Source organism: Lentimicrobiaceae bacterium (genome assembly GCA_023227965.1).
Lineage (GTDB): Bacteria > Bacteroidota > Bacteroidia > Bacteroidales > JALOCA01 > JALOCA01.
Genome location: JALOCA010000006.1, coordinates 35,608 through 61,622, shown reverse-complemented (window position 1 = coordinate 61,622; position 26,015 = coordinate 35,608). Strand labels below are relative to the sequence as shown.

The following is a 26,015-nucleotide window of genomic DNA, read 5'->3' as shown; positions in this document are numbered from 1 at the left end:
TCTACCGGAGAAGGAAGTGAGGCTAAAGCATTGACTTCTACGATGGTTCCGCAGCAGGCGCAGACGCAAAAAGGAGAACACTGGTCATGGTAGTTATGGCTGTGCGCTGCTTGGCTTTCGGTGGCATGTTTGGTTTTGCTGCATGGAACAATATCGTCCACACACGAGAGCGTACATGAAAATATGACGTAAAAACTTAATATGCAAGCAAACCACTTCATTATTTATACCAAACGAAGTTGCAATATTAGTAAATAATTTTGTAATGATAAGTAAAAAGGAATGAAATCATTTAGTTTATTTCCTGATGCTCTTTGCGCAACAAGTCGTTTACCGTTTTTACCGGATTAAAAGTAATGATGGGTGTTTCCACAAAAATGGTAACCCAATCAGCCATAGCACCATTCCACAAACCTGGAAGTTCCTGAGCTTTAAGGTTACGCCCATCCTTGGATTTTATGGAGATGAAGCCCGTTTCCGGATCCACAAAGTCGGGGAGATTAAATTTTTTCCCCCGAAAATCTTTGATGCAGCAAACCATATCCACTGGGTTAAAATGAGTGGCTTTATCTACAATTTGTTTTTGTATAGGATTTTGCAAGTCAATTTGCGACGATTCCACAATTTGCAATGAGACTTCTCCAGCGCTGTTTTTTACCCAGAAAGGTCCGCCTCCTGGTTCTCCTTCGTTTTTCACCATGCCACAAACACGCATCGGACGGTTGAACATAGTGTAAAGATAATCAATTTTTTCTGTGAATTCCATTTCTGCGAAAGCATCACACAAGTCAATATTCAGATCTTTCCTTGCAAACAAGGCCATACATACCAGCTCGTCTTCATTCACATTTCCATCATCGAGTATTTCCAGGTATTCAAAAGCCTTTTCCTGCAGTTGTAACAAGTAGCCAGCAAGTGCTTTTTTGTAAAGAAAAGTCGGGGCTTTTAACCTGTCGGGAACGATATTGTCAATATTTTTAATAAAAATCAGATCCCCGTCAAGGTCATTCAGGTTTTCGATAAGTGCGCCATGTCCACCTGGACGGAAAAGCAGGCTGCCATCGCTTTCGCGGAAAGGCTCGTTATTCATATCCACAGAGATGGTATCGGTGGAAGTTTTTTGTTCGGAAAAAGATACCTCCAGTTGGCAGTGAAACATCGTTTCGTAGGTATTTTTTACTTCAGCAACCTTTACTTCAAACTTTTTCCGGTGTTCAGGCGAAACGGTAAAGTGTACTTTAACGGTGTTGTCGTTGTTTTTACAATAATTAGCTCCTTCCACAAGATGTTCTTCCAGGGAAGTACGGGAATAATTTCCGTAGCGGTGAAACTTCAGCAAGCCTTTAGGAAGGTTCGCATAGCCCAAGCCGTTGTCGTCTAATAAAAATGAAATTACAGGAACCAAATTTCCATCTTTAATATTCTTCTTCAGATCGAGTCCGGCGGAAGCCATAACGGTTTCCAAATCCTGGTAAAAAGCAAAATTTTCTATCTGATCAATAAAGTTAAACACGGAATTAAATCCAGCATCTGCAAAGTATGTACGGATATTTTCTTCGGTGCCTTTAAACTTATCCCTGAACTCAAAAAGGTGTTTAAACATACGGCTTGCAGCACCCGAAGCCGGTACAAACTTCACGATATCAATTTTTTTAACTATGGTTTCAAAAAAAGAGGCAAAAAAATGGACTTCTTTTTCCGTAAAGGCTTTTATCCCGTCGTCATCCGTCGCCGGACGGTCGAGAATGATAAAAGGAAACCCTTTTTTGAAATGTACAATTTGTTTTTCGATGGTTGTTAAAAGGATATTCTGCTTTTCAAATTGCTGCTTATCAATATCAGTAAACATAGTTTGAAGGATTGGTTTTTTATCTTCCCAAAACTATAAAAAATTTTAGTTGTAAAAAAGTCTGCGAAAATTTTAAATATTAATAAAATTTATACATTTGCACTCCCATTTGCCCAGGTGGTGAAATTGGTAGACACGCCAGCTTGAGGGGCTGGTGTCCGTACGGATGTGCAAGTTCGAGTCTTGTCCTGGGCACTTTTAATGAAGAAACCAATCTTGGTTACAATGATTATTGCCACGCCCAAGTGGTGGAATTGGTAGACACGCTAGTTTCAGGGACTAGTGGCCGTACGGCTGTGCAGGTTCAAGTCCTGTCTTGGGTACTGAAGGTATAACGAAGCCTCTGTTTTACAGAGGTTTTTTTATTTTCATATGTTTTTGAAATTATTTCGTTTTAAAAAGGATTTGCCAAAATATCGCATCTTTGTTGATGGTTACTCCATTTTTTCTTTCCTTTGTTAAAAATATTTTCTATGCTACGTAATCTTTTATTGATAAGTAATTCAACCAATGCCGGCGAAGAATATCTTGGCTGGCCGAGAGAAATTATTAAAAGCTTTTTAGATAAATTTGGAGTAAAAAAAGTGCTTTTTGTTCCTTATGCCGGTGTTACAATCACTTATGATGCTTATACCGAAAAGGTACGAACTATTTTTAAAACACTCGGATTTGAACTCGAATCCGTTCACGAAAAGGCTGAGCCGGTAAAAGCTGTTGAAAAAGCTCAGGCTGTGGTTGTTGGTGGCGGAAATACTTTTAGTCTTGTTGACCAGATGCATCGCCAAAAACTGATGGACGCCATTCGAAAGCGTGCACTGGAAGGCATGTCCTATGTAGGCTGGAGTGCTGGTTCCAATGTTGCCTGCCCATCGCTGAAAACTACTAATGATATGCCGATAGTGCAGCCACCCGATTTTTCATGCCTGAATTTGGTTCCTTTCCAGATAAACCCTCATTATCTTGATGCTCATCCCGATGGACATGGAGGCGAAACCCGCGAAGACCGTATAATGGAATTCCTTACCGCTAACCCAAGCGTTTCTGTTGTAGGATTGCGCGAAGCTACTGCTTTTATGGTGGAAAAAGCTACCATTTCCCTGTTGGGAAAACGCCCGTTACGATTTTTCCAGTTTGGCTTAGAACCCAGGGAATTTGCACCAGGTAGTGATATCAACTTCCTATTGCATAAATTAGATCATTAAGAATATTTTTTGCATTTAATTAACAGTCTTTGCTGAACGGAAAAAAGCAATTCAAATTTATTTTTTTAATCTTGAAACAGGAATAATTTTTTGCATGTAGATTACCCTTTTCCCTTTTTACAAATTTCTACGGTTGCATATTATTGTAACTGTATCGTTAATTTCTATCATTCAGTAACAAACTAATGTAAAATTTTATTGTAGAATTTTATTGTTTTTTTGGTCATATTAAAAATTATTAAATAACTTTACCAACTCTTAGGGCTATTTTTTCATTGGCAATGAGTAGCAATTTTTAGAAAAAACAGTAAAATTATTTATAATATGATAAAAAACTTACTATTTTCTCGAATTATTTGTCTGGTTTTGTTTGGTATGATGGTTACAGTAGTATCAGGACAGAAAACAACGTCAACACAGCAAAATACAGATTCTCTCACAATTAAGGAAACCCAAAAAATTAATATTGGTTATCAAACTGTTGATAAAAATAATGTAACAGGGAATATTGTTATAATTAATAAAGAAGATTTTAATAAAGGTTTCTTTATCTCAGTCCATGAGTTAATACAAGGAAAAGTTCCCGGTCTGTTAATAAGTTCTGAAAACGGCGAACCTGGAAATGTTTATAATATTCAAAATCACGGAATTAATGGTTCTTTTCATCCTTCTTCTCCTTTAGTCGTTGTGAATGATGTGGTTTTGGATAATAGCCAGGTTTATCTTAACCCGAACGACATCGAATTGTGTACAGTATTGAAAGATGCCTCTGCAACAGCTATTTATGGAGAAAAGGCTGCTAACGGGGTAATTATCATCGAAACAAAAAAAGGTGGTAAAGATTTATCAGTAAATTATACTGTCCAGGGTTCTTTTTCGGTTTTACCAAAGAAATATGATGTTTTTTCCGCAAATGAATTTCGTAACCTGGTTACCGAAAAATATTCAGAAAATCCAAATGCTATTGCTTTGCTTGGAAATGCAAATACAAACTGGCAGGATGAAATTTATCAGAATGCTTACGGGCAGGATCATAATTTAAATTTTTCCGGTTCTGTTTTCAATGTTCCTCTACGTCTTTCAGGAGGTTATCTCAACCAGGACGGTATTGTAAAAACCGCAAATATTAACCGTCATACTTTCGGACTTGCACTCTCTCCCGAATTTTTCAATCATCATTTAAAGATAAGCCTGAATCATAATGTTGTAAACGATGAAATCCGGCTCGCAAATGATAACGTATATGCCTGTGCTGCTAAATTCGACCCTACGCAACCGGTTTATGAAAACAATAATTATGGAGGCTATTATACATGGAATATTGATGGTGTAACTAACCTTATGGCAACTGCAAACCCTGTTTCATTACTGAAGCAAACAAAGCTGTATAATGACATTAACAGCAGGATAACAAATATTAAATTGGATTATATGCTGCATTTTCTACCAGATTTACATATAGTTTTCAATTATGGCAATGATTATTACAAACAAAATATCAAAGAAGATGTTGACTCAACTGCAGCATGGACATATTCGATGGCTAAAGGTTTATATCAACGAACAAATTACACTTCCGAAAATAAAATTTATGATGTTAACCTGATTTACTCCCATAAAATCAAACCCCTAAAAAGTTCTATTGATTTTATAGCAGGTTATACATACCAAAATACTAAAATAAATTATAATAATTATGAAAGAAATACGGCTTATCCCCTTTTGGTATTCGACAGCTCTTATGCATCGTTAGAAAATAAGTATGATGCCATTTTCGGGCGGCTTATCTATAATTTAAAAAATAAATATTCGCTTAGTCTCTCTCTTCGCAACGATGGTTTTTCAAAGTTATTTGACGGACATAACGGTAGTATATTTTTACCAGTTAATAATTTATTATTTAACGACCCTAACCGTAACGTATTTACACCTGCTGCTGCTATAGCATGGGAAATCAGTAAAGAACCTTTTATGAAGAACATTCCTTTTGTTTCCGATTTGAAACTAAAAACAGAATATGGAAAAACAGGTGCATGGCAACAAAAAGACAGTAAAAATTTGATGCATGAAGAGATTTCAACTTTTAGCATTGGCATGGATTTTGGCTTTTTCAAAAATAAAATAACAGGCTCGGCTAATTACTACAACCAGGTTAATGATAAATTATTTGCAATAATAACATTATTTGGCGGTGAAAATTATACTGCAAATTTTGGAAAAATTAAGAATACAGGTTTTGAATTGGTATTAAATACAAAGATTATTTCTTCAAAAAACTGGAAATGGAATGTAAGTTGTAATGGGGCATATAATAAAAATGAAGTTAAAACAGATAACGAATATGATTATTATGGAAATGAAACCGGGACAATTGTTGGCTATTATGGAAATAAAATTATGATTTACAGTTCAGGAGATCCTTTAAATACGTTTTTTGTGTTACAACAGCGATATATTGATGGAAAACCAATGGAAGGAATGTATGTTGACCGAAGTGGTGAGGGTGGAAATATAGCTGGAAATATTGATAATTATTATAAATATAAATCTTCCAACCCCAAAATAATTATTGGATTTGCCTCCGATGTTACATATAAAAACTGGAATTTTTCTTTTTCTGCAAGAGCAAACATCGGGAATTATGTTTATAACAATATAAGTTCAAACAGTGCTTACGGCATAATTTACGAGAGCAATTATTTGCAAAACATAGATAAATCTGTAACCGAATCCGGTTTTTTATATCCACAGTTTTTTTCAGACTATTATGTTGAAAATGCCTCTTTCTTACGCATGGACTACATAAGGCTGAATTATCACTTCGATAAAATCTGGAATCACAAAGTGGCCCTCGATGTATTTACAACGGTTCAAAATGCTTTTGTTATTACCAAATACAAGGGATTAGACCCCGAAGTATCCGACGGAATAGACTATTACTCTTGCCCCCGTGCAAGGATATTTTCTCTGGGATGCAGCTTACATTTGTTGTAGCCTGGAAATATTTATTTTTTAAAAATTAAAACCAGTTTTTTTAGGCAAAAATTTCCTGAATTGTAAAAGGAATTTGGTATTTTAGTTCCCTTCTTTCAAACCATTGTAAATGGATTTCCAAACCAGCCCACAGCTTCAGTTAGCCTTTGATTTTGTACAATATACCAATCAAAATATTTTCCTCACCGGAAAAGCCGGCACAGGGAAAACCACCTTTTTACACAATTTGAAAAAAGTTTCGCCAAAACGTATGGTAGTTGTAGCGCCAACTGGCGTAGCAGCCATCAATGCCGGAGGCGTTACCATACATTCTTTCTTCCAGATGCCATTTTGTCCACAGATTCCAAAAGATTACAATCTGCGACAAACCGAAGTTGAACCTACTGAAATAAAACATTTCAGTCGCGAAAAAATAAATATTATCCGCAGCCTCGACCTGCTGGTGATTGACGAAATCAGCATGGTTCGCGCCGACCTTCTCGATGCCATTGACGATGTTCTTCGCAAGTTCAAAAACCGAAACATCCCATTCGGAGGGGTTCAACTGCTGATGATAGGCGACCTTCAGCAACTTGCTCCAGTGGTGAAGGATGACGAATGGAGTTTGCTGGGAAAATACTACGACACCTGCTACTTTTTCAGCAGCCGTGCATTGCGCAATTCGGGTTTTGTAGGCATCGAACTTACTCATATTTACCGCCAAAGCAACCAAGAATTCATCTCACTTTTGAACAGGATTCGCCATAACGAAACCGACGAGTCAACTTTGGAAACTCTGAATAAAAGATATATCCCCGATTTTGTTTCCGACGAAAAAGACGGATATATTATTTTGACAACCCATAATTTTCAGGCAAAACAAATCAACGAAACCAGACTGGAAAAATTAAAATTTAAACCTCATTTCTTTGAAGCTACTGTAAAAAGAGATTTTCCCGAATATGCCTATCCTGCCGATTTTAATCTTATCCTTAAAGAAGGCGCCCAGGTAATGTTCATTAAAAACGATACCTCACACGAAAAACGGTTTTACAACGGAAAAATTGGTGAAGTTATCGGTTTCGACGAAGAAACCATAGAAGTAAGATGTCCTGACGACGATGAGTCTATTATGGTAGAACGAGCCGAGTGGGAAAACTGCCGCTACAAACTTAATGAAATAACAAAAGAGATAGAAGAAGAAGTAATTGGCAGCTTTGAGCAGTATCCTCTAAAACTGGCATGGGCTATCACTATCCATAAAAGCCAGGGACTTACCTTCGAGAAAGCAATTATTGACGCTCGCAATTCGTTTGCTCACGGACAGGTTTATGTTGCAATTAGCCGTTGCAAAACACTGGAAGGATTGGTTCTGATGACTCCTATTGCTGCCTTCAGCGTTAAAAACGATTCCACTGTTTTGCAGTTTACCGACGAGGTTGAACAACACCAGCCCGGCACTAGCGAACTTAACGATGCACGCAAACAATACGAACTTCAGCTTCTTCTCGAACTCTTCAATTTTCAGACGCAAATTAATCGTCAAAGGCAGCTTGTGAGGCTTTGCAACGAACACTCATTTCAACTAATCGGCAACTACAACGAAAAAATGAGTATGCTGTCGGATGCAATGAATGAAATTTCCGAAGTAGCTGAAAGATTCTGCAAGCAGTTGAAACAACTGTTCCGTCAGACTTCAAACAGTGAAAATGATGCAATCATCAGCGAAAGGATTAAAAAAGCTGCTTTTTACTTTCACGAAAAACTTTGCAATTCTATTATCAACAATTTGCTTAAAACAACTTTCGACACCGATAACAAGGAACTTAAGAAAAACATTGGCGAAATTACCAGCAAACTCACCAAAGAATTTGCAGTGAAACAAGCCTGCCTCAAAAGCCTTACAAATGGTTTCGAAATGAAACATTTTCTCCAGGAAAGGGCAACGGCTGCCATTGAATTGCCTGCAAAAAGTGGATTTAAAGATGAAGAACAATCAATGCCGCACTTCATTTTATACAACCGTTTGAAAGAATGGCGACAGGAAAAAGCTTTTTTACAGCATGTTGATATAAATAAAATTTTAAGGCAAAAAGTTCTCTGGGAAATTTCTGTTACGCTGCCCAAAACGAAAGAAAATTTAAAATCAATTAAGGGATTGAGTGAAAAAAAACTGAAACAATACGGAAAAGAAATCCTTGAGCTTGTGAATGAATATTGCGATGAAAAAGGGATAAAAAATTAACAAACAATATTTTATATGTAAATGTAAAGACCTGGCGCCTGGGAAAAATGACTTAGCGCCTTGACCAAATGAATAAACATCCCTTTCAGAGGTAGGTAGAATCCACGAAACTGCGTCATTTAATGAGGCAATTAATAAAATTGAAGAAATTTAACCTGAACTAAATGATTTTTAGAGAGCTTTTAATTGTTCTTCTAATAAATAAAGCTTTAAAAACCTGAGTTCTGCCTAAGGTTACAAACCATTCTTGTAATATTTCAGCATGTTACATTTCGTTGTAGGTGCGATGAACGTTAGTAGAATGTTAATTTTTTATGAAAAGTTGTCCGTGGTAGAGCACCTCCGGACGGAGAATTCACGTAAATCAAAAAATTATCAACCCAAACTTAGAAAACTGACCCTCGCATTGTTTTGCAACGGTCTTATTTTTCATGCAAAATGAGGTATATGCAATATCAACTAAAAAATATCGTTATATAACTAATAAAAATAGTTTGTAAACTAAAAACAATAGTTACATTTGCAAAAAAAAATCTACTATGAACCGTTTAACAGCAAAAGAAGAAGAAGTAATGCAGTTTTTTTGGCAAAAAGGCGAGTTATTTGTAAAACAAATCCAGGAACAATATGAAGACCCTAAGCCACATATTAATACCTTATCTACAATTGTGCGAACACTGGAAGTCAAAGGCTTTGTTGGCTATAAAATTTACGGAAATACCTATCAGTACTATCCGTTGATTTCGGAAACAGAATACCGTAACAAAAGGCTGAAAGGATTTATAAATAAGTACTTCGGAAATTCATATAAGCGAGTGATTTCTGAGCTTATAGAAGAAGAAGTTTTGTCTGTTGACGAACTGAAAGAAATCATCCGTGAAATTGAAGGCAACGAAAATCAAAAAACGCAACAGCCATGAGTGCATTTATTTTATACTTGTTGAAATCGGCTATTTGCCTGGCGGTATTTTATCCTTTTTACCGTTTGTTGCTGAACAAGGAAACCTTTTATCATTTTAACCGGTTTATATTGCTGGCATTGCTTGTGTTATCCGCAATAATCCCATTTGTTTCATTTCCAGTCTGGGAAAATGATGCCATTGTTATGCCGATACAAAAAATAGGAACTGTTATTTCGGAGCAAATATTATCCACGAAAGGTTTGCTTCTTTTTCAGGAACCGGAAACAGCAACTTCTTCTTTTGGAATAATTTCCGTTATTTATTTGTTAGGCGTAGCTGTGCAATTATTACTATTTATTTTTTCCTGTATTAAAGTATTTTCAATTATTCGCAGGTCGCAACGAATAAAATTTGGGAAGCAACTGCTTGCCATAACCTCTCAGGATGTGATTCCATTCAGTTTTATCCGTTACATCGTGATTTCGAAGAGCGATTACCAGCAATATCCTAATGAAATACTTTGCCATGAAAAAACACATCTAACAGAATTTCATTATATTGATTTACTGGCTTCGGAATTATTCGTGATGTTGCAATGGTTTAATCCTGTGGCATGGTTTATCCGCAAAAACATCCGGATGGTTCATGAGTTTGAAGCCGATCATAACGTTATTAAACAAGGCATTGATACAACAAAATATCAATTATTATTAGTTAAAAAAGCTGTTGGCGCAAGTCGCTTCACTCTTGCCAACAGCTTTAATCACAGTAACATTAAAAAACGTATTACCATGATAAAGAAACAAAGATCAAACCGTTGGGCACGGCTGAAAGCATTGTTCTTTCTTCCGCTGGCTGCACTGATGATGCAAGCCTTTGCCTTCCCTGAAATCAAACAGGGGATTGAACAAATTGCGAATAACAAAATTACACAGGATTTCCAAAAACCGAAAAAAAATTCTTCAGTTGCCTTTTTAACTTCAGGGAAAGGAATACCAGGCTTGGATACAACTTATTGTAACCATATTATGGATAGTTTGAATCAAACGGGTTTAATGGTAAATGGGCAGGTTGTTAAACTGATGGAAGCTTCCGAAATAATTAAGGAGAAAATTACTACTACCGATTCAAAAATCAGACCAGCTATTGCATTTTGCATTGCCAGCAAAAGCAATAAGGATCTAACGCATCAATCTTTTTTAAACTTACCTGCAATAAACCCCAAAAATCCGGAGGTTTTTTATGTCCTTAACGGAAAATGGATTTATGGAAGATATTTTAATACAGATAATATTGACAATGTCTGGGTTATTTCAGGCGAGGATGCTGTAAAAAAATATGGACGAAAAGCCAAAAACGGTGCCATTGTTGTAACTACCAAAAATGGAGTAAAACACTGAAAATTATAAATCAAGTTGTATCATGCGAAAAAATCCGGTTGTAATAAATCGGATTTTTCTATTTTCAGAAGAGTTTGAATCTATATTTGCAAAAAAGAAAACGATGGATAGCGAAATTCTGGTAACCCTGGTCAAAATGAAGATGCCTTATGGCAAATATAAAGGCTGGACACTTTGCGATTTGCCAGAACCATACCTTGTTTGGTATCACTCCAAAGGTTTTCCAGAGGGTAAGCTTGGCATGCTGCTGAACATGCTTTACGAAATTAAGCTAAACGGCTTGGAATACCTGCTTGAGCCACTTAAAAAGATGTAAGATTTTGTTAATACCAAAACCCTGAAGGTTTTTAAAACCTTCAGGGTTTTTTGATTTTATTCCGTCAGAATTTCAAATGATTTTGCAGGAAGTTCTACACTCATTTTTCCATTTTCATTTTTTACCTTATTGTCAAAACTGGCTTTAAGGTCTTTCTCAGTCCATGGTTTCGGCAGGCTAAAAGTAACGATTTGGCTTTGCGAATTTTTGTTGAAAACCACGATGGTAACTTCGTCAAAATAATTCCGTAAGTAAACCAAAACATCATAGCTGCATTGCAAAATACGTGTATCGCCATACAAGAGCGACATTCGTGAAGCGCGCAAACGGGTAAGTTTTTCCGTTGTGGTAAGCAATTGCTGTTCGTCTTTTGTGTATTTGCCGAATTTCATCATACGGCGGTTGTCGGGGTCGTTGCCACCGGGCATTCCAAACTCGTCGCCATAATAAATTACGGGAATTCCGGGGATGGTCATGTTGAAAGCCATCATCATTGCCAGCTTTTTATACGAAACAGGATTGCCAGCGTCAATTTTTCGTGTCCATCCGGCAAGTTTGGCGTCTTCGTCCCAGCGAACAAAACCTCCTGCCAGTGAAATAAACCTTGGTTTATCCTGATTTCCCGTGATGTTTCCCATCAGGTTATGCCAGCCGTAGTAGGAAAAACTTTCGAGTAGAGAATTTTTCAACACCTCGAACGACACATTGTCTTTTGCAAAGACTGAAAGAGCGGCATCGTAAATTCCAAAATCGAACTGGGCATCCATTTCACCGGAGTTGATATAACTTCCAATCAGTTCGCGGTTGCCATAGGTTTCACCAATCTGATAAATCTTACGGTTTTCGGGAATCATTACCTGTTGTTTTATTTTCAAGGTGGTTGTTCGCCAAAATTGTTCAGGAACGTGTTTGGTAGCATCGTGGCGAAAGCCGTCAATGTTATAATTTTTAATCCAATATACTGCCGAGTCGCTCATCACGTTTACCACTTCAGGTTTTGCGAAATCGAAAGTAGGCAGGAAAGTATCGAACCAGGTTGTGAGGCGGTACTCGTCCCATTTTTCGGTGTTCATGGTTCCGTCGGGCAGATAAAGTGGTGTGAACCAATCGGGATGTTGTTTCCAGATGGGATTATCAGTATGAATGTGATGCCCCACGTAATCGAGTATAACATTCATGTCTTTACTGTGAGCGGTATTTACCAGGGAGTGCATCTCACCGGGAGTACCGAAGTGGAAATCTATGTTTTTTAAAGAAGTAGGCCAGTATCCATGGTAAGCCGAGAATTTGGAAGGGGGATTTTTCCAGAAGCCCCATGCTCCCAACGGTCCCTGGGTTATTGGCGAAAGCCAGAGAGTGTTCACGCCAAGTTTACTGAAATAGCCTTCGTCGATTTTATCAGTAAGCCCGGCAATATCGCCACCCATAAAGTTGGCTTTTGGCAGTATGGACGCATCTTTCACCGGATGGTCGTTTTTCTTGTTTCCGTCATAAAAACGGTCTACCATCATAAAATACATAATCATACGTTGAAAATCGTAACGATTCAGTTGATCGGTGCTGGTTACCACTTTTCCGTTTTGCAAAGGTATCAGCAGGTCGTTGGAAACACCTTCGGCATTGTATGCCCAAGTCCTTAGATATGAGCGATTCAGATTGTATGCTTCTTTTGGTATGCTGATTTGAAAATATCCATCTTTGCCAGTTGTTACAAAATCTTTGCCCAGACGGTAATTTTCCCAGAAAACGATAATCTCTTCAGGATTATTTAAAGAAGCAACTTTCAGCCCTGTAGCTGTAATTTCTTTGGTGAAGAGGAAAGGTAGTGCCTGCGGATTTGTTTTGCCGGCAGTGAGGAGCGAATTATAGTTGCCCATGTTATTGTCAACAGAATCGCTGCACTTTGGGTCGCGTACTTCTTTGCCATCAAGGATGTATAAATACTGGTATTTCCCTGGATTTACTGTTACAGTAGTTTCCCAGATACCTTTTTCGTTCAGCGTAAGCTGGGTGGCTTTGGGATTCCAACCATTGATTTCACCTTTTATCTGTACGATGGAATATTTTTCCCCTTTTGGATCAAAAGTAAAATGTACTTGTAATTTGGGTGATTTTTTTACCAAAAGAGAATACGAAAAACCCTTCACCCATACTTTTACTTCGTTTAAAGGAGCCGTTTTATCGAGTGGAAAAAATAGAAAGCTCCGTTTGTCGCCCGTAAAACCAACGCCAAGGTAAGAATTGCCTGTTGTGATGGAGTCAATGATGGAATAGTCGGTAAAATAATCTTCTGCCGGAACAACGGTTAGTCCGGTTTGTAAAGGGATAGGGCTTGCCAGTCCAAAAATATCTGACTTGGCTGGAAATTTTTGTGCAAAACCGTTAAACAGGGATAATACGAACAAAAAGGTGAGAGCTTTCTTCATAATGATGGGATTATTAAGTAACGAAAGTACAAAAAATTAGGAAAAACGGACTTCTTTTAACTGTCTAATCTTTTAATTTGGCGAAAGCTACTACGTAATTATGCCCATATTTTTTAGCACATTTGGGGCAGGTGGTGTAGTAAAAATAAAAATCGGCAGCAGTAAGACCTTTTCCGGCAAGATAAACATTGAATTCTTTAATCCATTTGGGAACTGCGCTGTAAGGTCCGTCAAATACTTTGGAAATAAAGGTTCCGGAGAGTTTTACGTTGTTGCCACCAGGGACTTCTTTATTTATCCAAAGGTAGTAATCGCTTTTCCAGGGGCTGGGGTCGTTGGCAATTAATAGAAAGTCCTTCAGTTCGGGTGCGGCTCCTGCCTGTTGTGCTTTTTCCCATAAGCTACTGATGAGTTTGGAAATTTTCCATGGGAAAGGAATGTGCATAAAAGTACACATGGAATCTTTCAGAAAAAGTTTATCTTTCCATTGGTGGGTAATGCCGTCCCAGGGAGCGGGATCAAATTCAGGGCAACATTGGGGGTTGGTTTCGTGTGTCATAATGTTTTTTTTAAAAAGTTTAATAATGGAATTTTTACTGAACAAACTTAAGAAAAAAATCATTTAGTCAGCCATAAGCAGGTGTTTTTAAACTATTGAAATATATTTTCACGTTCCGGAAGTAAATAATTGGGCAAATGTTGTATATCAGAAAAAAATAGAACGCGGATTACGCAGATGTAACGGATTGGGATGGATTATGAAAATCTATACCTCTTAGTAACTTTATCAGTACCTTTTTTATTAACCACTAAGGGCACAAGGAGCGCAAGTGATTTTTCCCCTTTTTGATTTTTAGCGATTTACTTAGTAACCTGAGCTGGCGTAAGGTTGCAAAGCGTTTCTGTAATATTTCTTCATGTTACATTCCGCCGCAGGCGATGAATGTTAATAAAATGTTGATTTTTTAAGAAAAGATTGTCCAGAGGACATTCATTATTGATTTCCTGACGGAGAATCCACAGAAAAAAATCCTTTCTATCTGATATTAAAACCCTGACGGGTTATTATCAAACAGATGGAAATTTATCCCGGACTCAGGTTTGTAATACCATTCTCCTTCCGATAGCCATCGGAATCAACCATTATGAAGCTGCTGTAAAAACCATCGGAAGCCTTACCAAAACCATCGGGAATGATCCCAGAATACCCGCTGCCAATACCAAAATCGCCGCAAGCAATTCTATGGCTATAGTTACAATTGCCAAAACCACTGGAAGCCTTACCAAAATCGTTGGGAGTTGTACCAAAACCATGGGTAGCCATACCAAAACTACCGGGAGCAATTCCAGCTAAGACAAAAACAGTTGAATCCGCTTTTTATCGGTTTCGCTTAAATTGCTGTTTTTAGACTTTAATTCAAAACTTATCGGATTACCGTTTTTAATATGTTTTTTCATGTTTGAAAACATACTTCCAGTAGCTAACTTGTAGGTTGTAAACAGCCCCATTTGTGTTCCGTTGGGGATAAGCAGGTTTTTTGCAAAACTGACCCAAGCTTTTTCCGGATGTTGCATGCAAATGAAAAGTCCGCTGGTCCAACAACCTAAGAATACAAACTCTGCATCTACAGGCTTACTTATATCTATTTCGTTTATAGATTTAACAACGGTACGCAATCCTAAATTTTCAAGCTCAGTAGCGATAGCTTCTCCATATTTACGTGTTGTTCCTTTCCTGCTTTGGTAAATGATTAATGCTTTTTTCATGGTTTTCTGGTATTTATTATTGAGTTAATTTGGTTTTTAATATCTTCATGATCGTTTTGATAATAAGCCTGTAAAAAAGGTTTTACCGAAAAAAATACAGTCTGCCCCAGGCCATACTACGGTGGAAGAACATATATGGTATTGTGGCTGTTTTGTGCCTTTTTTTATCCGGATGGAAGTTCCGAAATTAAAATGTTTGTCTTTTTCTGCCAACATTGTTTCTTCTTCGCTTTTTTGCAAAACCGTAAAAAGAATTGCCTTTTCCCTTGTTTTATAAATAATTTCTTTTGCGGGTTGAAGATATTTACAGACCCGGTTTTTAATCCAAGGGGTTTTACCAAAACATTTCTTAACGGCAACTTTATCCAACTTAGAACAGATGTAAAAAACAGAGTCATAAGGTAATCTGCCGAATAATTGGGTTCTCCTTTGATAGTAACCATGTAAGAATCCGTATAATCGGGACTGCGAAAAGAATTATTTAAAATGATGCTTTTCCCTGATAAACAAGATAATGTTTTCACAATTTTCATGGCTGCAAAATGAATAAAATAAATTTTTATGCTAAAATAAATTTAGCTGAATGCCGGGTTTTTAAGGTTGAAAATAGACTATCTCACGATATTAAAAAGCAAGAAGGGATTACAAAATCTAATAAAGGTAAGCCCGCTTAACAGGGATGTGTTTACCAAAAACCTGCGAGAGGCAGGTTTCAAGTTTTTAAAAATCGTCCTCCGCGAAAGAGGCTGGTTTCAAACCCTTAAAGTTTTTAAAACCTTGAGGGTTTTTTAGAAGTTTTTTAATTTTTTATAAAACAAAAAAAGGGATTACTAAATCTAACAAAAGTAACCCCATACAAAGTATGAGAAAATATACCTTAATCTTATGTAATAGTTATGTAAAATATGAATGGGAATGTATTAATTTCATTCGTTAACAATATTGTTTTTTGCGGTAAATCCGTACAAAATTCATTTTGATAAATATGGAATACAAAATTTAGTAATTTTACAAAAAAATATTAATTTAATAATCAAGCCTTCCGGTAAAAGGGAAATATACGCTATGTACGTATATATTAATTGTTAGCAGTAATAAATATGAATGATACCATTTACAGTGTGATTACGGGAACGGGAATATATATCCCATCAATACGTATCAAAAATGAAGATTTTCTTACTAATGAATTTTATGATTCTGAAGGGAAAAAACTCGATAATACGAATAAAGAAATAATTGATAAATTTTTGGAAATAACAACCATTGCCGAAAGACGACACGTTACAAACGATTTGGTAACCTCCGATATTGCCAGTTATGCTGCCGCCGATGCTATTAAATCTGCCAACATTGATAAAGAAGAACTAGACTATTTAATTGTTGCACATAATTTTGGCGACGTAAAAAATGACAATAAGCGATCCGATTTGGTACCCAGCTTAGCTGCCCGGGTAAAATATAAATTAGGAATACAAAACCCCAATACTGTAGCTTATGATTTGTCATTTGGATGTCCGGGTTGGTTGCAAGCTGTTATTCAGGCTGATTATTATTTAAAGTCAGGGGATGCAAAAAAGATACTGGTTATTGGAGCAGAAATATTGTCCCGGGTTTCCGATCCACACGACAGGGACAGTATGCTATATGCCGATGGTGCCGGAGCAGCAGTTCTTGAAGCAAAAAATAGTGATAGACCCATTGGAATACTCGCACATAAAACACGTTCGGATACATTCTTATTTTCCAAGATGTTATATATGGGCAAATCAAACAAGCCTGACAATATAAACAAAAATGAGCTTTTTTTAAAGATGAACGGTCGGAAGTTGTATCAATATGCTCTTGAAATGGTGCCTCAGGCAATAAAAGACTGCCTTGAGAAGAGTAAGACGCATCTCAGCGAAATTAAAAAAGTGCTGATCCACCAGGCTAACGGAAAAATGGATGATGCAATTTTAAAAAGGCTGTACAGCTTGTATGGTGTGGCTGAATTACCCGAAAACATCATGCCTATGACGATTGCATGGTTGGGCAACTCATCCGTAGCTACTATTCCGACTTTATTAAACCTTATTTTAACAAATTCGCTTAAAACTCATAGAATAAATAAAGGTGATAACGTTGTTTTCGCATCTGTTGGAGCAGGGATGAATATTAATGCAATGATTTATAAGTTCTGATTAAATACTATCGGAAATTAAAGTCTTGTACGAATAATGATTTATTTTTTTGTCAACCTATTTCACGACAAAACAATATTATTTTTCCGGTTTTTACATATTTTTTACTACGTTTTCTCCTGTAAATTTTGCAGTAATACTCAGGTATTTTAGATAATTAAAATTTTTTAATCATATATTTGGTCGAATAAATAATTATTCTACCTTTGCAGTCCCAAATCTTAACCATGGCCCGTTCGTCTAGCTGGTTAGGACGCAAGATTTTCATTCTTGAAATCAGGGGTTCGAGTCCCCTACGGGCTACAAAATTTTTGTTAAAATGGCAAACCATACTTCAGCATTAAAAAGAATTCGTGCTAACGAAAAGCGTCGTATTCAAAACCGTTATTATGCCCGCACCGTACGAAACGCAGTAAGAAAATTTCGTGCACTCACCAATAAAACAGAAGCTTCGGAAATTTTGCCCAAGGTGGTTTCGATGATTGATAAACTGGCTAAAAAAACCATTATCCATAAAAATAAAGCCGGCAATCTTAAATCGAAACTTACACGCAAAGCAAATACGATGTAACTTTGTAAGATATTAGTAATAAAAAAACTCCTCCATGGTACAGAGGAGTTTTTTATTTTTTTACCTACAAATCATCATTTTCCGGGTGATTTTTTCCTGTCCTCTGATAAGTTCGGCAATATAGATACCATTACAGAAATTCTTTGCATCAAAATTGAAATTGTAAATTCCTTTTTCCAAGGTTGCGTCTAACAAAACTGTTACTTTTTTACCATTTACAGAATACAAATTCAGAGTAGCCCTTTCGTTTTCATTTATTGAAAAAGAAATATCGCTTTGCGAATGAACGGGATTTGGATAAATGCTAAAATCTTCGCTAATATTAATTTCCGGATTTTCGGGCACACCCACCGAACCATCTAAACCGCCCGAAAGGCATTTAACTTCGCCCTCTCTGCCGCCAGCGACTACTTCCATAGAAAAATCACCGTTTATGTCGGGGATGGTTGTCAAAGCATCTACTGCCGAAGGCATGGTTACAGATTTCAGTTCTTCCCCATTCACTCCGTTAATATAAAATACGAAATTATCTGTGTATAGTGTTCCATAAATCACATCGTTAATATGGTCGCCGCTGACGTCGGCAATGCGGGCTACAGTCCAAGGCATGTCGGGCAAAGCATAAGTCCACAAAAAATCTCCGGTAAACCCGTCAACCATAGCAGCAAGTGAACCACTATGGGCAATGGCAAAATCGGGATGTCCGTCGCCGTTAACATCATCAAATTTCTGAAAGCGTAAGATAATGTGAACCCCTATATTCCCCTGTGATAAAACATTTCCGTTTGCAGAATTCAACAAGTAATAATGACCTGAAAAATCTCCAACGGCAACATCCTTTTTACTGTCACCGTTAATATCATCCAATTGAACTAATGCCCAAACAGAGCTCCCGCTTACATTAAAAGACCATAGGAGCGCGCCATTGATACCGTTGATGGCATAAGCCGTTCCTTGAATTTCGTCTTCATCGGAAGCACCAGCCAACACATCAGGTTTCCCGTCACCATTGATATCTTCAATGCCAATAACGGCAAAAGCCGGTCCGTTTGTTGGCTTTTCCCAAATAGAATTACCATTCAATCCATTAAGACAATAAACGCGATTTGGACCCGTACCATTACCATCATCTCCTGCACATGCGAGAACGTCGCGTGTGCCATCGTTATTAAAATCAAAGCTGGCGTCAACCTGGTAAACCCAGCCGCCATCGCCATATTCGTGTGTATCATGTTTCCAGATTTGTGCTCCGGTTTTCCCCGAAAGAGCAATGATAGAACAATCGCCCCATACGGTACCCACTATCACATCAGAATATCCATCTTCATCAATATCAGGAATTATACTCAAGTCAGCCTGCTGATAAACAGCACCGGAGTAAATAGAAAATTCCCAGATTACATCCGCCTGACCGGATGAATTTCCATTTAAACATCTGATTACGTAGTCTTCAGAACCTACAATCACATCATCAATTCCGTCACCGGTGATATCAGGCAAGGAAATCATGGCTTTAGGACTGTTGTCTAAGCCGCCGGTAATAGTATATTCCCACAATTTTTCACCTATCGGATAAGGGCTATCGTCGCCTGTTCCACTCAGTTCAACCACAAACGGATTTTGGAGAACGTCATTACTGAAAATATTCATCTGTGCATCATACGTTATTGTCTGGGTTGGGTTAAACCAAATTCCGATGGTTTTTTCACCTAATATAGGAACTGTAATCGGAAAATTAACGCTTTCATCTAATGTAAACTGAGCACTGGAAATATTGATATCTGAGATTACGAGGGGTTGATTGCCCGTGTTATTCACTTCTACAAACCATCGGGTTATTGCATTAACACGTACATTACCATAATTATGAATAGGATTGCTGATGCTGATATGTGGTCCGTCGTATACGGCTTCACCTGTAAGTTCCACTTCAACTTCAGGAGTAACCGGGTCGGAGGATTTTACCACTATCACCGTGTTCAGGCTTGATTGTTCCGTCGGTGCATAGATTATTGGAATAGTAATGGAACCTCCCGGAGCGATATTGGCAGGAAAGGCGTAAGTATAAAAAATTGGTACGGCATTTTGTACTTCCACGTTGGTAACGAAAAGTTCGCCTGTTCCAGAATTTTCAATTACCATATTCCAGGTAGCACTGTCACCAACGGTAATATTTCCATAATTATGCACCATAGCCGGAAGGTGAATAACAGGGGTTCCGCTTCCTCCAAGATCTACTTTATACAGCATATCATTCTGATAGTCTGTACCATTATCTATATACCACAGATACTGTCCATCATAAACTATGCCTGCCGGGTCAGTGCTTTCCGAAACATGCGATTCCTGCAGGCTACCATCGGTTTTAGCTACTTTATACAGGTGATTACCCCAGTAATCAGCTATCCAAAGATAATCGCCTTCTACGCAAACGTCCCAAGGTTGGTTGTCAGGAGCTGTAAATTGCTGCTGAATGACACCGCTGGAACTAACTTTATATATCGTCGAAGGATCAGGGTAATAGGCTGCTACCCAAAAATCTCCGTTATCATAAGCGATTCCGCTCATGTAATGCGTCGGCAAGTCAAATTGCGAGATAAGGTTACCCGAATAATCGAACTGTGTAGCTTTTGCCGGCTGAGATGAACTGGAAGGCTGGATGATAGTCCAGAAATAGGTTCCGTCAAAAGTAAGCCCGTAAGCATCCTCCTGCGGACCGGTAAAAGCCAGTGAATAACTTCCTGTGGAAGGATTAATCTGGTAAATATTATTCCCATTTGAACCGTATATTCCACAATATAGAGAAGTTCCGTCCCAGGCAAGTCCGGAAGCGTCTTCCACTATCTGAAATGTTTGAGTGATAGTCCATTCTCCTCCTTTTTTAACGGGAGGAATGTTTTTTTTACCGTTTACCCCATAAGAGGCAAAAAGCAGCATGGGACAAACTAACAGTCCCAAAATAAATGCGTACGATTTTTTCATAACTGTTTATTTTATAGATTGATAAGTTAATTAATATTTTCCCGGCAATCATCGGAGTGCAAAAGCGGTGTAAATATATAAATATTTATTTTGTAAAAATATATCAGGAATGAATTGTGTGTTCACTTATGCACTGCAAAATTTCTGGAATTTGTCCGGGGCTGAAAATATGCAGGTTATTTTCTTTATTTAGCCAGGTAATCTGGCGTTTTGCATACCGACGGGTGTTGGTTTTAATGTTGATAATTGCCTGCTCTAATGAAATTTTTCCGTCGAAAAAGGCAAATAGTTCGCTATATCCTACGGTATTCAGGGCGTTACAATTCCGGAAAGGATATAAATAGCGGGCTTCTTCCACGAGTCCCTGCGCAATCATGCTGTCAACACGTGCATTGATCTGCTGGTTGAGGACATGTCGTTCCAGAAAAATTCCTATTTTCAGGACAGAAAATTTGCGCACCTGAGTTTGCTGTTGCCGTAGTTTTGTAAAGGTTTTACCCGACATTTCGCAAACTTCAATGGCACGCATCAGCCGTACCGGGTTTTGTTTATCAACGATAGCAAAATAATCAGGATCGAGCTGGGCGAGCATCTGCTGCAAAGGGAGGATTCCTTCGTTTGCAAAAATGTTTTTTAAACGGTTTCTCAGTGTCGGGTCGGGATCGGGCAGTACATCAATGCCTTCACAAACAGCCCTGATATATAATCCGGAGCCTCCTGCCATGACAATAATATTATGCCGGAGAAAAAGCGGGTCAAGCAAGGCAAGGGCATCGGTTTCGTAACGGGATACGTTATAAGGTTCGTGGATAGAAAGGTTACCGATAAAATGGTGTTTCACCAACGAAAGTTCACTATCGGTAGGAACTGCCGTTCCTATCTTCATCTCTCGGTAAAACTGCCTTGAATCGGCTGAAAGGATTTCGGTATGAAAAAAGCGGGCTATTTCTATGGCAATACGGGTTTTCCCGACAGCAGTAGGTCCTGCTATCACCACTAACAGCCGGTCAGAATTTGAGTTCTTCAAAACCCTCATTAAATTCTGAAAAATCGGGGCTTATTTCAAAGTTGTCGCCGTCGCCGAAAAGTGCATCGTCTTCCATGTCCTCATCGGAGAGTTCGGTGTTCATTCCTTCATCGCCTGAGGTGCCGGTTTTAAGAACCGGTTTCTGAGGCAAATTTCCCTGACTTTTTACGCAACGCGGAAAAGCGGACTCCGGCTCGTCGGCTGTTATGATCTTCGAAAGTTCAATAAAAAAAGTTTTCAAATTGAAAAAATCGTATTCGTAGATGATGCGTTGGTGGGGATCTTCAATAAAATCCCTGATTTTGGATTCATTCATCACGTAAAGATGTTTTTTGGGAATATTTTCATCTTCCTCCACCTCATCTGCAACATCCTGTTCATCATTCATATCTATCAGGGTAATTTCTTTTTGCTTGCGCCAATTGCTGTTGCAGGTGTAAAAAGAAGCCAGTTCCTGCCCGTTTAAGCCGGTAGTGGATAATATGATTTTATGAAAATCTTCAAATGTTTGATTGGGTAAAATCTCAATATCCCTCAAAAAGTCATCATGATCTTCTAATATCATTCTGAATTTGTATGCTTTCATAGCCATTCCCTTTCAAAAATTTCAACATCCAAAAATACAAGAAATCCGGTTTTAAAGTTACGAAAAAAAATGTTGTCGAAAACAAACTTTTCATTATTTTAAGGGCGTTAGCCCTAATTTTTGGGCTTCAGCCAGCATCAGTGTACGAGCTTCTTCAAAGGAATTGCCTATTTTTCCGTCGAGAATGGAATTTTTAATGGCATCTTTAATGATTCCTACCTCTTTGCAGGGTTTTAATCCAAAGGTTTCCATTATCATTTCTCCTGTAATGGGCGGCTGCCAGTTCCTTATGCGGTCTTTTTCTTCGATAATCTTCATTTTCTGCCGTACAGTTTCAAAATTGGCAAAATAACGTCTTACTTTTTCCGGATTTTTAGAGGTAATATCGGCTTCGCAAAGCAACATCAGGTCGTCAATATCATCACCGGCATCAAACAGCAAACGACGTACTGCAGAATCAGTAACTTCTTCTTCCGAAAGCACAATAGGTCGCAAATGCAACTGAACCAGCTTCTGAACGTATTTCATTTTTTCATTCAGGGGGAGTTTCATCTGCCGGAAAATTTCGGGAACCATTTTGGCGCCCCTGAATTCGTGGGCATGAAATGTCCAGCCCAGTGTGGTATCGTACCGTTTTGTCAAAGGTTTGGCTATATCGTGGAGCAGGGCTGCCCAACGTAACCATAAATTATCGGTTTGCAATGCCAACGTGTCGAGGACTTCCAACGTGTGGTAAAAATTATCCTTATGTCCTTTGCCATCAATAAATTCAGCACCTTTGAGTGCCGTAAACTGCGGAAAAACGATTTCGAGCAAACCGGTTTCATCCATCATTTTTATTCCTACCGACGGCTTCGGTGAAAGAATTATTTTATTCATCTCTTCCGAAATCCGCTCTTGAGAAAGTATGCTTATTCGCTGCTGATTGGTTCTGATAGCATTGTAGGTTCCCGGGTGAATGGTAAAACTTAGTTGTGTGGCAAAACGAATAGCCCTGAGCATACGCAAAGGATCATCGGAAAATGTGATTCCGGGAGAAAGAGGCGTGCGGATGATTTTATTTTTTAAATCGTCAATACCTCCGAAAGGATCAAGCAAATTACCAAAAGTACTTTTTTGCAAACTTATAGTCAGGGCATTTATAGTAAAATCCCTACGCTGCTGGTCATCGTTGAGTGTTCCTTTTTCCACCTCCGGTTTGCGGGAATCGGTACGATAGGATTCTTTTCGTGCGCCTACAAATTCAATCTGCCATTCGTCATAATGTAACATGGCAGTACCAAAGTTTTTATATACACTCACTTTTTTATTCTTACCTGCCAATTCGGCAACTTTTCGTGCAAGGGCTATCCCATCGCCCACCACCACAATATCAATATCTTTCGACTCGCGTTGCAACAAAATATCGCGTACAAAACCACCCACTACAAACACCGGGTTGCCGTTTTGGGCTGCTGCTTCGCTAATAAGGGAAAACACAGGATGCTTCAGATGTTTTTTAAGATTCATGCCTTGGAATAAAGTCTGCAAAGGTACGAAAAGCAGAAGAACAGCAATTATAGAGTAAGTCCAAAAATTTTTCTGAACTTAGCCAGGTTAAATTTGTTTTTAACCTGCAAAGCACTGAAAAAAATATGCTGAAATTTTTCAAGGATTTACGCCGTACCGATCATAAGCCTGCTTACGGAGCTCTTGAGATCTTTAAATACATAGGTCCGGGTTTATTGGTAACCGTGGGGTTTATTGACCCCGGTAACTGGGCATCGAACATTGCTGCCGGATCCGGTTACGGGTACACACTTTTGTGGATGGTAACGCTTAGTACATTAATGCTTATTGTATTACAGCATAATGTTGCCCATTTGGGAATTGCCACAGGACTTTGTCTTGCGGAAGCAGCTTCACTGTACACGCCTCGCTGGGTTTCGCGTTCGGTACTTATATCGGCTATGATGGCTTCCACAACAACTTCTCTTGCCGAAATTTTGGGCGGAGCCATTGCGCTTAATATGCTTTTTGGCATCCCTGTAAAAATCGGGGCGGTTATTGTTTTTAGTATTGTCGTATGGCTGTTGTTCAGCAATTCGTACCGCCGACTCGAAAAATTCATTATTGGGTTTGTATCTGTCATCGGATTGTCATTTATTTATGAACTGACACTGGTGGACATTTCCTGGAAAGAAGCGATAGCCGGATGGATTACACCTACCATACCTGATGGCTCCATTATCATCGTGATGAGTGTACTGGGAGCCGTGGTTATGCCTCACAATCTGTTTCTCCACTCGGAAGTGATCCAAAGCCGTCAATGGAATCTGCATGACGAAAGCATTAAAAATAAACAACTGAAGTACGAATTTGCCGATACACTCTTTTCCATGGTGGTAGGATGGGCAATAAATAGTGCCATGATACTGATGGCTGCAACCACGTTTTTCCAACACAAATTGCAGGTTACCGAACTGCAGCAAGCCAATGCCATGTTAAAGCCACTTTTGGGCAATATTGCTGTCGTTATTTTTGCCGTTGCCTTGCTTTTTTCGGGGTTGGCTTCCAGTGTAACTTCCGGTATGGCAGGCGGCAGCATTTTTTCGGGATTTTTCAGCGAACCCTACGACATAAAAGACAACCACAGCCGGTCGGGCGTGTTTGTTTCGTTGTTCTCGGCATTGCTTATCATTTTTATTATCAGCAATCCATATAAAGGGTTAATTATCTCGCAAATGGTACTGAGTATACAATTGCCTTTTACTATTTTTCTGCAGATTTACCTTACTTCTTCACGTAAGGTGATGGGAAAATATGCCAATTCAACATTTTTAAAAGGCTTGTTACTGGTAATAGGTCTGATCGTCAGTTACCTGAATATATATCTACTCATGAGTCTTTTATAAAAACCTTCCACCGGGACAGTAGGATTATGTGTAAAACGGCTGGACATTTTGTTACCATGCCGAAACGGATACAAAAGTAGATTCTCTTAAAGCGGGAGTGATTCCGGGCAATTATTCAGCCCCTCACTGCCGAAAGTTTTACCAACAGGTTTCCTATCTGTTCGAGGGGCAAAATGTGGTCAACGGAAGTGGAGTTGATGGCAGAACGGGGCATAGTATCTACATAAGCAGTAGCCGGATCCTGAACTATTGTAAGCCCGCCAAAGTCTTTAACGGTTTTCAGCCCCAGGCTACCGTCGTTGTTGGCTCCGGTTAAAACGATACCGATGAGTGAACTTTTGAATACATAAGCAGCCGATTCGAACAATACATCAATAGAAGGACGGGCATAGTTAACCTTTTCCTCCACCGAAAGGGAAATGGTTTCGTCATCTTCCACCAGCATATGGTAATTTGGCGGTGCCAGGTACACTATTCCGGGGTTTATTTTTTCTTTTTCATCGGCTTCTTTCACCTTAACCATCGCTATTTCATCAAGGTAACGTGATAAAAAATTATTCGAATGCGGACTTTGGTGTTGTACGATAAGTATCGGTAGCCTGAATGTTGCAGGTAAAGTGGTAAGTAAAACTTTAAGTGCATCCAGCCCCCCTGCTGAAGAACCGATAACCACTGCTTTATATTTCATCGTA

The 26,015-nt window shown here is 38.5% G+C and carries 19 protein-coding genes and 3 tRNA genes; 12 read left to right on the top strand and 10 right to left on the bottom strand.

Features of this window, described 5'->3' with window-relative positions:
- Window positions 1-292 precede the first annotated feature (292 nt).
- A complete protein-coding gene (locus tag M0R21_03415) occupies window positions 293-1,849 on the bottom strand; it encodes a DUF4301 family protein (protein ID MCK9616862.1) in 1,557 nt (518 codons plus the stop codon).
- Window positions 1,850-1,960: 111 nt separating this feature from the next.
- Between M0R21_03415 and M0R21_03410 the strand changes: the two genes are divergently transcribed.
- From M0R21_03410 to M0R21_03375, 8 genes are all read left to right on the top strand, one after another.
- Window positions 1,961-2,044, top strand: a tRNA-Leu gene (locus M0R21_03410).
- Between the two features lie 44 nt (window positions 2,045-2,088).
- Window positions 2,089-2,172: transfer RNA gene (locus M0R21_03405), tRNA-Leu, on the top strand.
- A 150-nt stretch (window positions 2,173-2,322) separates the two neighbouring features.
- Entirely contained in the window at window positions 2,323-3,051 is a 729-nt protein-coding gene (pepE, locus tag M0R21_03400) for a dipeptidase PepE (GenBank protein MCK9616861.1), read from the top strand.
- Between the two features lie 324 nt (window positions 3,052-3,375).
- Window positions 3,376-6,045, top strand: coding sequence for a TonB-dependent receptor plug domain-containing protein (locus M0R21_03395; protein MCK9616860.1), 2,670 nt, complete (start codon window positions 3,376-3,378; stop codon window positions 6,043-6,045).
- A gap of 109 nt (window positions 6,046-6,154) precedes the next feature.
- Window positions 6,155-8,269 (top strand): AAA family ATPase, encoded by a 2,115-nt coding sequence (locus M0R21_03390; protein ID MCK9616859.1) that lies wholly within the window; start codon window positions 6,155-6,157, stop codon window positions 8,267-8,269.
- Between the two features lie 539 nt (window positions 8,270-8,808).
- Window positions 8,809-9,189: a BlaI/MecI/CopY family transcriptional regulator gene (locus M0R21_03385; GenBank protein ID MCK9616858.1), complete on the top strand. Its 381-nt coding sequence runs from the start codon at window positions 8,809-8,811 to the stop codon at window positions 9,187-9,189.
- A complete protein-coding gene (locus tag M0R21_03380) occupies window positions 9,186-10,571 on the top strand; it encodes a M56 family metallopeptidase (protein ID MCK9616857.1) in 1,386 nt (461 codons plus the stop codon). The genes M0R21_03385 and M0R21_03380 overlap by 4 nt, the downstream gene beginning before the upstream one ends.
- A 22-nt stretch (window positions 10,572-10,593) precedes the next feature.
- Window positions 10,594-10,887 carry a DUF3820 family protein gene (locus M0R21_03375; GenBank protein MCK9616856.1) on the top strand — a complete coding sequence of 98 codons (294 nt, stop codon included), beginning with the start codon at window positions 10,594-10,596 and terminating at the stop codon, window positions 10,885-10,887.
- A 56-nt stretch (window positions 10,888-10,943) separates the two neighbouring features.
- On the opposite strand, the gene M0R21_03370 is transcribed toward M0R21_03375, so the two are convergent.
- The 4 genes from M0R21_03370 to M0R21_03355 all read right to left on the bottom strand — a co-directional run bounded on the left by M0R21_03370 (window position 10,944) and on the right by M0R21_03355 (window position 15,080).
- Window positions 10,944-13,313 (bottom strand): alpha-amylase family glycosyl hydrolase, encoded by a 2,370-nt coding sequence (locus M0R21_03370; protein MCK9616855.1) that lies wholly within the window; start codon window positions 13,311-13,313, stop codon window positions 10,944-10,946.
- Between the two features lie 64 nt (window positions 13,314-13,377).
- A complete protein-coding gene (locus tag M0R21_03365) occupies window positions 13,378-13,872 on the bottom strand; it encodes a hypothetical protein (protein MCK9616854.1) in 495 nt (164 codons plus the stop codon).
- Between the two features lie 525 nt (window positions 13,873-14,397).
- On the bottom strand, window positions 14,398-14,637 hold the full coding sequence (locus tag M0R21_03360) for a hypothetical protein (GenBank protein ID MCK9616853.1): 240 nt from the start codon (window positions 14,635-14,637) through the stop codon (window positions 14,398-14,400).
- Window positions 14,638-14,663: 26 nt separating this feature from the next.
- Window positions 14,664-15,080: a flavodoxin domain-containing protein gene (locus M0R21_03355; GenBank protein MCK9616852.1), complete on the bottom strand. Its 417-nt coding sequence runs from the start codon at window positions 15,078-15,080 to the stop codon at window positions 14,664-14,666.
- Between the two features lie 1,100 nt (window positions 15,081-16,180).
- On the opposite strand from M0R21_03355, the gene M0R21_03350 reads away from it, so the two are divergent.
- The 3 genes from M0R21_03350 (at window position 16,181) to rpsT (ending at window position 17,834) form a co-directional block, all read left to right on the top strand.
- Window positions 16,181-17,263, top strand: coding sequence for a ketoacyl-ACP synthase III (locus M0R21_03350; GenBank protein MCK9616851.1), 1,083 nt, complete (start codon window positions 16,181-16,183; stop codon window positions 17,261-17,263).
- Window positions 17,264-17,492: 229 nt separating this feature from the next.
- Window positions 17,493-17,566 (top strand) — tRNA-Glu (locus tag M0R21_03345).
- Window positions 17,567-17,582: 16 nt separating this feature from the next.
- Window positions 17,583-17,834 (top strand): 30S ribosomal protein S20, encoded by a 252-nt coding sequence (gene rpsT, locus M0R21_03340; protein ID MCK9616850.1) that lies wholly within the window; start codon window positions 17,583-17,585, stop codon window positions 17,832-17,834.
- Window positions 17,835-17,894: 60 nt separating this feature from the next.
- Here the strand turns inward: rpsT and M0R21_03335 are convergent, their stop codons facing one another.
- From M0R21_03335 to M0R21_03320, 4 genes are all read right to left on the bottom strand, one after another.
- Window positions 17,895-20,816: a choice-of-anchor D domain-containing protein gene (locus tag M0R21_03335; GenBank protein ID MCK9616849.1), complete on the bottom strand. Its 2,922-nt coding sequence runs from the start codon at window positions 20,814-20,816 to the stop codon at window positions 17,895-17,897.
- A gap of 103 nt (window positions 20,817-20,919) precedes the next feature.
- Complete coding sequence (gene miaA, locus M0R21_03330; GenBank protein ID MCK9616848.1) at window positions 20,920-21,843, bottom strand: tRNA (adenosine(37)-N6)-dimethylallyltransferase MiaA; 924 nt, start codon at window positions 21,841-21,843, stop codon at window positions 20,920-20,922.
- Window positions 21,824-22,429 carry a plasmid pRiA4b ORF-3 family protein gene (locus M0R21_03325; GenBank protein ID MCK9616847.1) on the bottom strand — a complete coding sequence of 202 codons (606 nt, stop codon included), beginning with the start codon at window positions 22,427-22,429 and terminating at the stop codon, window positions 21,824-21,826. Before M0R21_03325 ends, miaA begins: the two co-directional genes overlap by 20 nt.
- A gap of 93 nt (window positions 22,430-22,522) precedes the next feature.
- Complete coding sequence (locus M0R21_03320; GenBank protein ID MCK9616846.1) at window positions 22,523-23,938, bottom strand: CCA tRNA nucleotidyltransferase; 1,416 nt, start codon at window positions 23,936-23,938, stop codon at window positions 22,523-22,525.
- Between the two features lie 125 nt (window positions 23,939-24,063).
- Between M0R21_03320 and M0R21_03315 the strand changes: the two genes are divergently transcribed.
- A complete protein-coding gene (locus M0R21_03315; protein MCK9616845.1) occupies window positions 24,064-25,323 on the top strand; it encodes an Nramp family divalent metal transporter in 1,260 nt (419 codons plus the stop codon).
- Between the two features lie 115 nt (window positions 25,324-25,438).
- On the opposite strand, the gene M0R21_03310 is transcribed toward M0R21_03315, so the two are convergent.
- Entirely contained in the window at window positions 25,439-26,011 is a 573-nt protein-coding gene (locus M0R21_03310) for a chemotaxis protein CheB (protein ID MCK9616844.1), read from the bottom strand.
- Window positions 26,012-26,015: the final 4 nt, after the last annotated feature.

Coding starts and splice junctions, on each gene's coding strand:
- M0R21_03415 (MCK9616862.1), bottom strand. CDS start 1,849: ATGTTTACTGATATTGATAAGCAGCAATTTGAAAAGCAGAATATCCTT.
- pepE (MCK9616861.1), top strand. CDS start 2,323: ATGCTACGTAATCTTTTATTGATAAGTAATTCAACCAATGCCGGCGAA.
- M0R21_03395 (MCK9616860.1), top strand. CDS start 3,376: ATGATAAAAAACTTACTATTTTCTCGAATTATTTGTCTGGTTTTGTTT.
- M0R21_03390 (MCK9616859.1), top strand. CDS start 6,155: ATGGATTTCCAAACCAGCCCACAGCTTCAGTTAGCCTTTGATTTTGTA.
- M0R21_03385 (MCK9616858.1), top strand. CDS start 8,809: ATGAACCGTTTAACAGCAAAAGAAGAAGAAGTAATGCAGTTTTTTTGG.
- M0R21_03380 (MCK9616857.1), top strand. CDS start 9,186: ATGAGTGCATTTATTTTATACTTGTTGAAATCGGCTATTTGCCTGGCG.
- M0R21_03375 (MCK9616856.1), top strand. CDS start 10,594: ATGCGAAAAAATCCGGTTGTAATAAATCGGATTTTTCTATTTTCAGAA.
- M0R21_03370 (MCK9616855.1), bottom strand. CDS start 13,313: ATGAAGAAAGCTCTCACCTTTTTGTTCGTATTATCCCTGTTTAACGGT.
- M0R21_03365 (MCK9616854.1), bottom strand. CDS start 13,872: ATGACACACGAAACCAACCCCCAATGTTGCCCTGAATTTGATCCCGCT.
- M0R21_03360 (MCK9616853.1), bottom strand. CDS start 14,637: ATGGCTACCCATGGTTTTGGTACAACTCCCAACGATTTTGGTAAGGCT.
- M0R21_03355 (MCK9616852.1), bottom strand. CDS start 15,080: ATGAAAAAAGCATTAATCATTTACCAAAGCAGGAAAGGAACAACACGT.
- M0R21_03350 (MCK9616851.1), top strand. CDS start 16,181: ATGAATGATACCATTTACAGTGTGATTACGGGAACGGGAATATATATC.
- rpsT (MCK9616850.1), top strand. CDS start 17,583: ATGGCAAACCATACTTCAGCATTAAAAAGAATTCGTGCTAACGAAAAG.
- M0R21_03335 (MCK9616849.1), bottom strand. CDS start 20,816: ATGAAAAAATCGTACGCATTTATTTTGGGACTGTTAGTTTGTCCCATG.
- M0R21_03325 (MCK9616847.1), bottom strand. CDS start 22,429: ATGAAAGCATACAAATTCAGAATGATATTAGAAGATCATGATGACTTT.
- M0R21_03320 (MCK9616846.1), bottom strand. CDS start 23,938: ATGAATCTTAAAAAACATCTGAAGCATCCTGTGTTTTCCCTTATTAGC.
- M0R21_03315 (MCK9616845.1), top strand. CDS start 24,064: ATGCTGAAATTTTTCAAGGATTTACGCCGTACCGATCATAAGCCTGCT.
- M0R21_03310 (MCK9616844.1), bottom strand. CDS start 26,011: ATGAAATATAAAGCAGTGGTTATCGGTTCTTCAGCAGGGGGGCTGGAT.